The organism is Stutzerimonas sp. CXK-1 (assembly GCF_057738225.1).
Window position 1 is genome coordinate 3,886,644 of record NZ_CM173217.1, and the last position, 11,712, is coordinate 3,898,355.

The following is an 11,712-nucleotide window of genomic DNA, read 5'->3' on the forward strand; positions in this document are numbered from 1 at the left end:
CCCGGCGATGCCGGGTGCCGCGGCGCAGTCTAGCAGTCGTGGGCTGGCTCTGGAGCGAAACCTTGTTCAAAAAACGTGCATTCTGTCTGACCGTCTGGCTGGTTCTGCTGCCGTTCGCGGCCACGGCCAATCCACCCGCGCCGACCGTGAATCCGCTTGCCGAGGCGCTGGCGGCGCCCGCAAGCAGTTGCGACGTGCTGCGCCCGGCGCCGGTCGGCGCTGCGCTCGAACGCCTCGAGGCGTTCTATCGCGGTCGCGACTACCAGCTCGCCTGGCGAGACTACCGGCAGATCGATCACCTGCTTGAAGCGTTGGAGTCACTGGCCGACGACGGCCTCTCGCCGGCCAGTTATGCCCCGCAGAAGATCCGCCGGCTGACCCACAGCGCCTCCAGCGACCCACGGCACCGCCTCTGCGCCGACATCGTGGCCAGCCATGCCTACCTGCAGGCGCTGGATCACCTGGCGCACGGCAGGCTCCAGCAGGACGCACTCGAGCCGCTCTGGCGCAGCCCGGACAGCCCTGCACGCGAAGACCCGCACCAGACCCTCGCCCGCGCCTGGCGCGGCCTGGACGACCCACGCCAGGCGCTGGCCTCGGCGCGCCCTGAGCTGCCGCAGTACCGGCAGCTGCGTCAGGTCTACGCCGAACGGCGCCGCCAGGCGCTGCCGGACTGGCAGCCGATACCCGCCGGGCCCAGCCTGCATCCGGACGAGCGCGACGTGCGCGTGCCCCTTCTGCGCCGGCGCTTGCTCGGCGACACGGCTGCGCCCGCGGGCGAAGCCGAGCGCTACGACGCCACACTGGCCGCAGCAGTGCGCGCCTTTCAGCTGCATCACGGGATCGAGCAAGACGGCGTGGTCGGTCGCAGCACGCTCGCCGCGCTCAACGTCAGCCCGGCGAGCCGGCTCGATCAACTGCGCATCAACCTCGAGCGGCTGCGCTGGCTGGCGGCCGAGCTGGACTCGCGTTCGCTGCTGGTGAACATCGCCGGCGCCTCGCTCAGCTATATCGAGGACGGCCAGACGCGCTGGCGCACCCGCACCCAGGTCGGCCGCGAAGCGCGGCGCACGCCACCGCTCAAGTCGCGCGTGACGCGCCTGACCCTCAATCCGACCTGGACGGTGCCGCCGACCATCCTGCGCGAGGACAAGCTGCCGCTGATCCGCCAGGATCCGGAGTATCTCGCGCGCAGCCGCATGAGCGTGCTCGACCGCCAGGGCAACCGGCTGGATCCGGCTACGGTCGATTGGCACAACCCCGGCGGCATCATGCTGCGCCAGGACGCCGGGCCGGAGAACCCGCTGGGTCGCGTGGCCATCCGCTTCGCCAATCCCTTCTCGGTCTACCTGCATGACACCCCGAGCCAGGCGCTGTTCGCCCGCGCCGGACGCACCACCAGTTCCGGCTGCGTGCGTGTGCAGGACGCCATGCACCTGGTCGACCTGCTGCTGCAGGATGGCGAGCGCGAGCGCGTGGCCGAGCTGCTCGAAAGCGGCCGCACCCACGAATACCGGCTGGCGCGGCCGACGCCCATCCTCATGGCCTACTGGACGGCCGAAGCGCAGGAAGACGGCGAGCTGTTCTTCCATCCCGACATCTACCACCACGATGCCGCGCTGCTGCGGGCCCTCGAGGCGGCCGAGCGCAGCCAGCCCTGAGGCCGCAGAGGACGACCGCTCGGCGGCACGACCAGCGGCCGGGCGCTGAACCATGCGGGGCTGATGTAGTCTGTTGCTGGGGTTTTCTGCAGCCGTGACCGCCATGCACAAGACCACCCGCACTCCTGCCAGTGGCGCACTGGCCAAAGGCAACGGACAGCCGAGCGACGACACTTGACCCAGCAATCTTCCAGCCCTGCCCTCTGGCACGACCCCGACCGCCTGACTGCTGCGGCGCGCCTGATCGCGCCCGATGCGCGACTGGTCGAACGCCTGCATGGCCTGCTCGGGCTGGCCGCGCAGCTGTGCGAGGCGCCTGCGGTCGCGATCCACCTGATCACCGAGCATCAGGTCACGCTGGCGGCGCTGAACCTACCGGACGGCCCGGTGGCGCTGGAGCACTCGCCCAGTGCGCGGGCGCTCGCGAGCGCGGCGGCGTTCGTCGAGTTCGCCGACGACGACGCAACGGCTCTTTCGCTGAGCGACGGTACGCCCGCGCGGCATTACGCGGCCGTCATCCTGCGCGACGGGCAGCACCGACCGCTCGGTACGCTGTGCGTGCTGAATGCCGCCGTGCAGCCGCTGCCTGCGCAACAGGCCAGGCAGCTGCAGACCCTGGCCGACCAGGTCATGGCACTCTTCGAATTGCGCCTGCAGCGTGAGGACGAGGCCGGCGTGCTCCGCGACGGCCAGCGCCAGGTGGAAATCGCTCACGAGCAGAGCGAGGCCTATGTGCGCCTGCTGCTGGACTCGGCGAGCGAGGCCTTCTATTCCATCGACACCGAAGGCCGGGTGACGCTGTGCAACGAAGCCTTTCTGCGCCTGCTTGGCTTCGCCAGCCGCGACGAAGTGCTCGGCCGCCAGCTGCACGACGTGATCCACCACAGCCACCCCGACGGGCGGCCCTACGACGTCCGCGATTGCCCGATCCACCGTAGCGCGCGCAGCGGCGAGTCCGCCCATGTCGAGCGCGAGCTGTTCTTCCGCCAGGACGGCAGCGCACTGCCGGTCGAATACCGCGTCGTGCCGGTCTACCGCGACGGCGTGCTGCAGGGTGCGCTCTGCACCTTTGCCGACGTCAGCGAGCGCACCCGCCGCGAAGCCCTGCAGGCGCTACTGCTGGACATCAGCGACCGCCTGCAGGCCAGCAGCGAGCACATCGACCTGCGCTGCGTGCTCGATGCTCGCCTCGGACGGCTGACCAACAGCGACGGTATCGCCCTCGGCCACCTGGACGGTGACGATGCGCTGGTACTGACCGAACAATGGCACGCGCCGAATGCCGGCGACCGCCTTGGCCGGCACCCGCTCGGCGGGCTCGACCTGGCTCCTCGGCTGGCCGCCGGCAGCATCGTCAGCCTCAAGGCGGACGGTGACCCCGCAACCGCCACGCTCGGCGCCAGTCTCGGCAGCCAGGCCCTGCTGCTGGCGCCGCTGTCCCTGCCCGAGCAGGCACCGGGTACGCTGTTCCTGCTGTTCACCAGCAACCAGCCGCGCGACTGGCCCTCGGGCGACATCGCGCTGGTCAGAGAACTCACCGAGCGGATCCGCGCCGCAGGCGAGCGCATCGCCACGCTGCATGCCCTGCGCGAGGCCGAGCAGCGCATCAGCCTGGCCAACGAGATCGCCTCGATCGGCGTCTGGGAATACAACGAGACACGTCGCAGCCTGCACTGGGACAACCAGCTCAAGGCACTCGCCAACATGCAGCCGGACGACCCGACGCCAAGCGCGGTGGATGTCCTGCAGCGCGTCCATCCAGAAGACCGTGGCGAACTGCTGAATGCTCTGCGCCGCGCCCTGCAAGGCCTGGACGGCGGCGAATTCCATGTCGACTACCGCATCCTCGACCCGCGCAGCGATGACTACATCTGGCTGACCAACCGCGGGCGCCGCGTGCTCGATGCCAACGGTGAGGTGCGCATTCTCGGCACCTCGCGCGAAGTCACCGCCGAGCGCAACGCGGCCGAGCACATGCGCCAGATGAACGCCTTGCTCGAAGAGCAGATCAACGAGCGGCGGCTGGTCGAGCGGCGCCAGGCGGCACTGATCGAGCTTGGCGACCTGCTGCGCGAGGAGCACGACAGCCCGACCATCGCCGAGGCCGCGGTCAGGGTCATCGGCAGCACGCTGCGCATCGACCGGGTACTGCTGACCAACCTCGACCCCGGCGGGCTGTCCGGCACCATCGAGCGCTACTGGAGCGACGGGCTGTCGGCCGTCGGCAACGAGCGCGTGTACTTCGCCGACTTCGGCGACCTGCATTACGACCTGCTGAACGACGAACTGGTGGTCATCGACGACGTGCTCAACGACGCCCGCACCGCGCCGCGGGCCGCGCTTTTTGCCGAGCGGCGCATCGCCAGCCTGGTCTGCGTGCCGTTGTTCGAGCAGGGCCAGCTGGCGGCGGCGCTGATGCTGCTCGAGGAGGCACCGCGGCACTGGCAGGATGACGAGATCGCCTTCATCCGCGAGGTCGCCGACCGCGCCTGGACCGCGGACGAGCGCATGCGCGCCGAGCGCGCCCTGCGCGAAAGCGAGGAGCAGTTCCGCACCCTGGCCGACAACATGAGCCAGTTCGCCTGGATGGCCGATCCCTCCGGGCGCATCTACTGGTACAACAAGCGCTGGTACGACTACACCGGCACCACCTTTGAAGCCATGCGGGCGCTCGGCTGGGCCACGGTTCAGCATCCCGAGCATCGCGAGCGGGTCACCGGTTCGCTCAAGCGCGCCTTCGCGATCGGCTCGATCTGGGAGGAAACCTTTCCTCTGCGTGGCAAGGACGGGCGCTACCGCTGGTTCCTCTCGCGCGCGCTGCCGATCCGTGACGACTATGGCCAGGTCACCCACTGGTTCGGCACCAGCACCGATGTCACCGCCCAGGTCGCCGCCGAGGAAGCGCTGCGCGAACTCAACGACAGCCTGGAACGCCGCGTCATCGAACGGACCCGCGAGCTGGCACAGATCAACAACCGCCTGCACATCGAGATGGCCGAGCGCGAGCGCGCCGAGGAAGCACTGCGCCATGCGCAGAAAATGGAAGCCATCGGCCAGCTGACCGGCGGCCTGGCCCACGACTTCAACAACATGCTGACCGGCGTGCTCGGTGCGCTGGACCTGATCCAGCGGCGCGTCGAGAGCGGCCGTTTCGGCGAACTCGGCCGCTACCTCGATGCGGCGATGACCTCGGCCAACCGTGCCGCCGCCCTGACCCACCGCTTGCTGGCCTTCGCGCGCCGCCAGTCGCTCGACCCGCGGCCAGTAGACGTCAACCAGCTGGTGGCTTCGATGGAGGACATGCTGCGTCGCACCATCGGCGAGCACATCCGCCTCGACAGCGCGCTGCAGGAGCCGCTCTGGCAGGCCTACACCGATGCGCACCAGCTCGAAAACGCCCTGCTCAACCTGGTCATCAACTCGCGCGACGCCATGCCTGACGGCGGCCACCTGAACATCGCCACGCGCAATGTGCAGGTGCAGCCGGGCGAACCGGACAGCCCGGAGGCTGGCGACTACGTACTGCTCAGCGTTGCCGATACCGGCTCGGGGATGTCCGCCGAGGTCATCGCCAAGGCGTTCGATCCGTTCTTCACCACCAAGCCGATCGGCCAGGGCACCGGGCTCGGGTTGTCGATGGTCTACGGCTTCGCCAAGCAGACCGGCGGCCACGTGCACATCGACAGCACGCCCGGCGAAGGCACGCTGATCAGCCTGTACCTGCCGCGCAACCACATCGAGCACACCGCCGATGCCCAGCGCCGGGCCCTGGCCCAGCCGCCCGAGGCGGACGGCGAAACCGTGCTGGTGATCGAGGACGAAGTCGCCGTGCGCATGCTGGTCATCGAGGTGCTGCGCGAGCTTGGCTACCAGGTGCTCGAAGCGAGCGACGCGCCAAGCGCCATGCCCTTCATCGAAAGCGACCGGCGCATCGACCTGGTGGTTAGCGACGTCGGCCTGCCCGGGCTCAATGGCCGCCAGTTGGCCGACCTCGCGCGCCAGCACCGCCCGACGCTGAAGGTGCTGTTCATCACCGGCTATGTGCCGAGTGCCGAACAGCGCAAGGATTTTCTCGCACCCGGCATGGACATGCTGGCCAAGCCGTTCAACATCGACGAGCTGGCCAGCCGGATTCGCCAGCTGATCGAAAGCTGAGCGGCCCGGCACGCCGGAACTCGGCGGTTCGCTGCGCACTCTGAACAGACGTGACCCAAGGAGATGCGATCATGCGAATCAAGACTCTCGCCATGCTGACCCTGGCTGCCGCTCCGCTCGGCAGCGCCCTGGCCGATGGGCTCGTGCGTGACATTCTGTCGTCAGGCGCGACCACGGCGTCCACCTACATGACCTTCCGCGACGAAAAGCAGGTGCTGGCCCTGCGCGAGGATGCCGGCAGCTTCGTCGCCACCGACGGCGCGGTGCGCGGCGCGCATCTGGAAGCCACGCTGCAGCGCCTGCGCAGCGAACGGCCCGATCTGCAGGCCAGCAGCGACATGGAGCTGGCGCGCGCGATCCTGGCCGCCGAACAGACCCCACGTTGACCCACGGCCCGCTGATGCGGGCCTTTTTCCAGAGGAGGCAGCATGAAGAAGAGCGCATCGGCCGTCTGGCAAGGCGGCCTGAAAGACGGCAAGGGCACCATCAGCACGCAGAGCGGTGCGCTGAAGGACAACCCCTACGGCTTCAACACCCGCTTCGAAGACGCCCCCGGTACCAACCCCGAGGAACTGATCGGTGCCGCCCATGCCGGCTGCTTCTCGATGGCCCTGTCGATGATGCTCGGCCAGGCCGGTCTGACCGCTGAACGCATCGAGACCCAGGCCGTGGTCACCCTCGACAAGGACGGCGAAGGCTTCAGCATCACCGCCGTCGACCTGACGCTCAAGGCACGCATCCCCGGGGCCGACCAGGCGCGCTTCGAACAGATCGCCAACCAGGCGAAGGAAGGTTGCCCGGTGTCGAAAGTGCTTAACGCGCGGATCAGCCTGAACGCGACGCTGGAAAGCTGAGCGCACGCGGTTTTCGGGAGCGCAAAAAAGAAACGCCACCGCGTTGCCGCGGTGGCGTTCTTGTGTCGCCCGGCGATCAGCCGCGGATGTTGTAGATGTCCTTCTCGTTCAGCTCGGCATAGGCATAGAGCCGCTTGAGATAGGCGCTCTGCTGCTCCCACACCTTGGCTGCCACCGGGTCGGCCTTGGCCGAGGCCTCGACCACCTCGGCGGCGACCTCCTTCAGTCGCGCCAGCACTTCATCCGGCAGGCGACGAACCTCGACGCCCTGCGCGCGCAGCTGCTCGAGCGCCTCCATGTTCTTGGCGTTGTAGTCATCGAGCATGTCGCCGTTCACGTCGCGCGCGGCGGCGCGGACGATGGCCTTGAGGTCGTCCGGCAGGGTTTCCCACGCCTTGAGATTGACGTCCAGCTCGAAGGTGACGTTCGGCTCCTGCCAACCCGGGGTGTAGTAGTACTTGGCCGCCTTGTGCAGGCCGAGGGCAAGGTCGTTGTACGGGCCGATCCACTCGGTGGCATCGATGGCGCCGGTCTGCAGCGCGGTGAAGATCTCGCCCGCCGGGAGGTTGACCACCGTACCGCCCATCTTCGTCAGCACTTCACCGCCCAGGCCCGGGGTACGCATCTTCAGGCCCTTGAAATCATCGACCGAGTTGATTTCCTTGTTGAACCAGCCGGCGGTCTGCACGCCGGTCGCACCGCAGGCCATCGGCAGCACGCCAAAGGGCTTGTACACCTCTTCCCAGAGTTCGATGCCGCCGCCGCGATGCAGCCAGGCGTTCATTTCCTGGGCGTTCGGGCCGAACGGCAGCGCGCAGAAGAACTGTGCAGCCGGGACCTTGCCCTTCCAGTAGTAGGGTGCGCCGTGGCCGAGCTCGGCGGTGCCACGCGAGACCGCATCGAAGACTTCCAGCGCCGGGACCAACTCGCCTGCCGCATAGACCTTGACGTTCAGGCGCCCGCCGCTCATCTCGTTGACCAGCTTGGCAAAGCGCTCGGCGCCAACGCCGACGCCCGGGAAGTTCTTCGGCCAGGAGGTGACCATCTTCCAGGTAAAGGTCTGCTGCTCGGCCGCCTGCTTGTCGGCGCCGGCGGTTTCGTTCTTGTCGTTGCAGCCGGCCAGGGCCGTGGCCGCCAGGCCAACACCGGCGGCGGCGAGAATGTCGCGACGTTTCATTCGATGCTCCTTGTTGTTTTGTCTTGTAACGCAGCACAGAGAAAGCTTGTTGCCTGGTCGATCGGCGAGCGATTCGACGCAAACTCGGTCGGGGCCGGCGCGCTCATGGCTTGGTCTCCTCGCACCTGCCCGCCTCGGCCAAGCGCAACGCCAGGCCGGACAACATTAGAGGCTCCAGCGTTCCAAGCCTAGCCCATACTTGGTATGAGACGTCGGCGATTGATGCAAAACGCCACTACTGCAAGAATCGCCAACCCGCCCACCCTTGCTGCCCTACAAGAAGGACTGCCAAATGTCCCCTAGCCACCCGCCCTTGCTCCGCGCGGCCGGCCTCATCGATGCGCTGAACCAGCGCCTCGGCCAGCTGTGCGCCTGGTTGACCCTGTTTCTCGTCGTCGGCACCGCGATCGTGGTGATCCTGCGCTACGGCTTCGGCATCGGCGCGATCGCCCTGCAGGAAGCCGTCATGTATGCCCACGCGCTGGTGTTCATGGGTGCCGCCGCCTGGACGCTGCAGCGCAACGGCCACGTGCGCGTCGACATCTTCTACCAGAAGTTTCCCGCCCGCCGTCAGGCGCTGGTCGACGGCCTGGGCCATGTGCTGTTCCTGTTGCCGGTCTGCCTGTTCCTCGCCTGGAACAGCTGGGACTACGTGGCCAATTCCTGGGCCACGTTCGAAAGCTCCAGCGAATCGGGCGGGCTGAAGTTCGTCTACCTGCAGAAGACGATCATCCTGGTGCTGGTCCTCAGCCTCGCGCTGCAGGCGATAGCCGACCTGATCAAGGTCGGCTATCGCCTCGCCGGCCGCCTGCCGGAAGAGCAAGCGGAGGTGAAGCATGGCTGAGATCATGGCGATCACCCTTTTCGTCAGCATCTGCATCGCGCTGATGTCGGGCTACCCGGTGGCCTTCACCCTTGGCGGCATGGCCCTGCTGTTCGCTGGCGCCGGCGTGCTCACCGGCACCTTCGATGTCGGCTACCTGCACGCGCTGCCCAACCGCATCTTCGGCATCATGAACAACCAGACGATGCTGGCCGTGCCACTGTTCGTCTTCATGGGCGTGATGCTGGAGAAATCGCGCGTCGCCGAGGACCTGCTCGAATCGATGTCACGCCTGTTCGGCACCCTGCGCGGCGGCCTGGCGATCTCGGTCTGCGTGGTCGGCGCGCTGCTCGCCGCCAGTACCGGCATCGTCGGCGCCACCGTGGTGACCATGGGCCTGCTGGCCCTGCCGACCATGCTGCGCCGCGGCTACGACCCGGCGGTCGCCACCGGCACCCTGGCCGCGACCGGCACCCTGGGGCAGATCATTCCACCGTCGATCATCCTCGTGCTGCTCGGCGACGTGATGTCCAGCGCCTACCAGCAGGCCCAGCTGAAGATGGGCATCTTCTCGCCAAAGACCGTCTCGGTCGGCGACCTCTTCGTCGGCTCGCTGATTCCCGGCCTGACGCTGGTCGGCCTGTACATCCTTTACCTGATCGCAATCGCCATCTTCCAGCCGAAGAAGCTGCCGGCGCTGCCGCAATCGGAGCTGGGGCCGATCGAATGGGGCAAGCTGTTCCGTGCCCTGCTGCCGCCGCTGGTGCTGATCGCTGCGGTGCTCGGCTCCATCCTCGCCGGCTACGCCACACCGACCGAAGCGGCTGCGATCGGCGCGCTGGGCGCCACCCTGCTTTCGCTGGCCAAGCGCCAGCTCGATTTCGGCCAACTGCGCGAGGTCGCCCGCGGCACCACCGAGATCACCTCGATGGTGTTCCTCATCCTCATCGGCGCCTCGCTGTTCTCGCTGGTGTTCCGTGGCTTCGGCGGCGAGATGATGATCGAGCACGCGCTCAACCAGCTGCCCGGCGGCGTGCTCGGCGCCTTCCTGGTGGTGATGCTGGTGATCTTCCTGCTCGGCTTCATCCTCGACTTCATCGAGATCATCTTCGTCGTGGTGCCCATCGTCGGGCCGATTCTCCTGGCCATGGGCCTGGACCCGATCTGGCTCGGCGTGATGATCGCGTTGAACCTGCAGACCTCCTTCCTCACCCCGCCGTTCGGCTTCTCGCTGTTCTACCTGCGCGGGGTGACACCGCGCAGCGTGCCGACCAGCACCATGTACAAGGGGGTGATCCCCTTCATCGGTATCCAGATCGCCATGCTGGTGATCGCCTACCTATGGCCCGACCTCATCACCTGGCTACCCGAGCAGGTCTACGGCAACTGAGCCCACAACGCCCGTCATCCGACGGGCGTTTCATTTTCCGTGCCGCTGTAATGCGCGACAATCGCAGCCCCGCCTGACCACCACACCGCCATGCCCAGCCGAACCCCGCTTGCCGAACGTTTCCGTGCGCTGGACGCGTTTCTTCTCGAACACCAGTCGCTCTGGCGACCGCGGCCGTTCGTCGAGCGGCGGCTGGCCTGGGAGGACGACCATCCGGCACTCGCGGCCTGGCTGCGCAGCCGCTCGCTGAGCGATGCCGAAGCCGTCCAGCGCGACCCGGCCATGCTCAAGGCACCGGCCCCCTTTGCCGCGCTGGCCGAGCAGGCCCGCCGTCTGAGTGAGGTCGAGCCGCTGCCCGGCCGCCCTGCGCCCGCTGGCGAGCATCGCCAACAGCTCGACGTGCCCGGCCGCAAGTGGCAGCAGATCGAGGCCTTCGCTGCACGCCTGCAATTCACCGAGCGCCCTGCGCACTGGCTCGACTGGTGCGCCGGCAAGGGCCACCTCGGCCGTTACCTGGCCCGCCAGGGCGCATCGTTGACCTGCCTGGAATGGGATGCCGAACTGGTCCGCGAGGGCGCCCGCCTGAGCGCCCGCCTCGGCATCCCCGCCGACCATCGCGGCCAGGACGTGCTCGCCGACAGCTGCGCCACGGTGTTGCAGCCGCAGCACACGGCCATCGCCCTGCACGCCTGCGGCGATCTGCACGTGCGCCTGCTGCAGCTGGCGGTCGCACGCGAATGCCGGCAACTGGCGCTCTCGCCCTGTTGCTACAACCGCATCCAGGCACCGACCTACCAAGCGTTGTCGCAGCTGGCGCGCGATTCGGCCCTGCGCCTGAGCCGAGACGACCTCGGCCTGCCGCTGAGCGAAACCGTAACCGCCGGCGCCCGCGAGCGTCGCGACCGCGACCAGTCGATGGCCTGGCGGCTGGGCTTCGATGAACTGCAGCGCCGACTGCGCGGCGTCGATGCCTACCTGCCGACTCCTTCGCTATCAACCGCCTGGCTGCGCAAGCCATTCGCCGACTATTGCCGCCACCTCGCCACGCTCAAGGGCCTGGACGCGCCCGGCGAACAGGACTGGGCAGCGCTGGAACAGCTCGGCTGGCAACGCCTGGCCGAAGTACGCAACCTCGAACTGGTTCGCGCCCTGTTCCGCCGCCCGCTGGAAATCTGGCTGCTGCTCGACCGCGCGCTGTTCCTCGAAGAAGCGGGTTACCGGGTACGCCTCGGCACCTTCTGCCCCAGCGATCTCACCCCACGCAACCTGCTCCTGCTCGCCGAACGCCCGACCACGCAAGTACCTGGCCAATAACGGTTTACTCGCCGACGCCAATGGCTATAATGGCGCCCGGTTTGCCGGTATAGCTCAGCTGGTAGAGCAACTGACTTGTAATCAGTAGGTCCCGGGTTCGACTCCTGGTGCCGGCACCATACAAAGAAAGGCCCGCAGCGATGCGGGCCTTTTTCGTTTCTGCTTAGGGCTATCACCGGGCTAGCAGCGAAACGGAAAAATGTTTCTTTGCACTGCCTTTCGCGGACGGTTCCATGTTGCACACGTCGTCTCCGCACGAGAGCTGATATCAATGTGCTCTTCTAGATCAGGCGACCTAGCCTAGCAGCCGCTGCAATAAAGGCCGGCGGCCCGGCCCG

Annotated in this window: 8 protein-coding genes and 1 tRNA gene; 8 read left to right on the forward strand and 1 reads right to left on the reverse strand. The window is 67.6% G+C overall.

Annotated features, from left to right (window positions below; translation table 11 throughout):
- Nucleotides 1-62: 62 nt before the first annotated feature.
- From AC0KXH_RS18450 to AC0KXH_RS18465, 4 genes are all read left to right on the forward strand, one after another.
- On the forward strand, nt 63-1,661 hold the full coding sequence (locus AC0KXH_RS18450) for a L,D-transpeptidase family protein (protein ID WP_278471363.1): 1,599 nt from the start codon (nt 63-65) through the stop codon (nt 1,659-1,661).
- Nucleotides 1,662-1,835: 174 nt separating this feature from the next.
- On the forward strand, nt 1,836-5,816 hold the full coding sequence (locus AC0KXH_RS18455; RefSeq protein WP_237145337.1) for a PAS domain S-box protein: 3,981 nt from the start codon (nt 1,836-1,838) through the stop codon (nt 5,814-5,816).
- A gap of 71 nt (nt 5,817-5,887) precedes the next feature.
- The gene (locus AC0KXH_RS18460) at nt 5,888-6,202 is read left to right on the forward strand and encodes a DUF2388 domain-containing protein (protein ID WP_041109530.1); all 315 of its coding nucleotides are present in this window, start codon (nt 5,888-5,890) and stop codon (nt 6,200-6,202) included.
- 42 nt (nt 6,203-6,244) lie between these two features.
- Nucleotides 6,245-6,670, forward strand: a complete 426-nt coding sequence (locus AC0KXH_RS18465) for an OsmC family protein (RefSeq protein WP_041109528.1) — start codon at nt 6,245-6,247, stop codon at nt 6,668-6,670.
- Between the two features lie 76 nt (nt 6,671-6,746).
- Here the strand turns inward: AC0KXH_RS18465 and AC0KXH_RS18470 are convergent, their stop codons facing one another.
- The gene (locus tag AC0KXH_RS18470) at nt 6,747-7,847 is read right to left on the reverse strand and encodes a TRAP transporter substrate-binding protein (protein WP_041109526.1); all 1,101 of its coding nucleotides are present in this window, start codon (nt 7,845-7,847) and stop codon (nt 6,747-6,749) included.
- 292 nt (nt 7,848-8,139) lie between these two features.
- On the opposite strand from AC0KXH_RS18470, the gene AC0KXH_RS18475 reads away from it, so the two are divergent.
- The 4 genes from AC0KXH_RS18475 (at nt 8,140) to AC0KXH_RS18490 (ending at nt 11,493) form a co-directional block, all read left to right on the forward strand.
- A complete protein-coding gene (locus AC0KXH_RS18475) occupies nt 8,140-8,691 on the forward strand; it encodes a TRAP transporter small permease subunit (RefSeq protein ID WP_041109524.1) in 552 nt (183 codons plus the stop codon).
- Nucleotides 8,684-10,060: a TRAP transporter large permease gene (locus tag AC0KXH_RS18480; RefSeq protein WP_041109523.1), complete on the forward strand. Its 1,377-nt coding sequence runs from the start codon at nt 8,684-8,686 to the stop codon at nt 10,058-10,060. The genes AC0KXH_RS18475 and AC0KXH_RS18480 overlap by 8 nt, the downstream gene beginning before the upstream one ends.
- 90 nt (nt 10,061-10,150) lie before the next feature.
- Nucleotides 10,151-11,374 carry a methyltransferase gene (locus AC0KXH_RS18485; protein WP_488223837.1) on the forward strand — a complete coding sequence of 408 codons (1,224 nt, stop codon included), beginning with the start codon at nt 10,151-10,153 and terminating at the stop codon, nt 11,372-11,374.
- Nucleotides 11,375-11,417: 43 nt separating this feature from the next.
- Nucleotides 11,418-11,493, forward strand: a tRNA-Thr gene (locus tag AC0KXH_RS18490).
- Nucleotides 11,494-11,712: the final 219 nt, after the last annotated feature.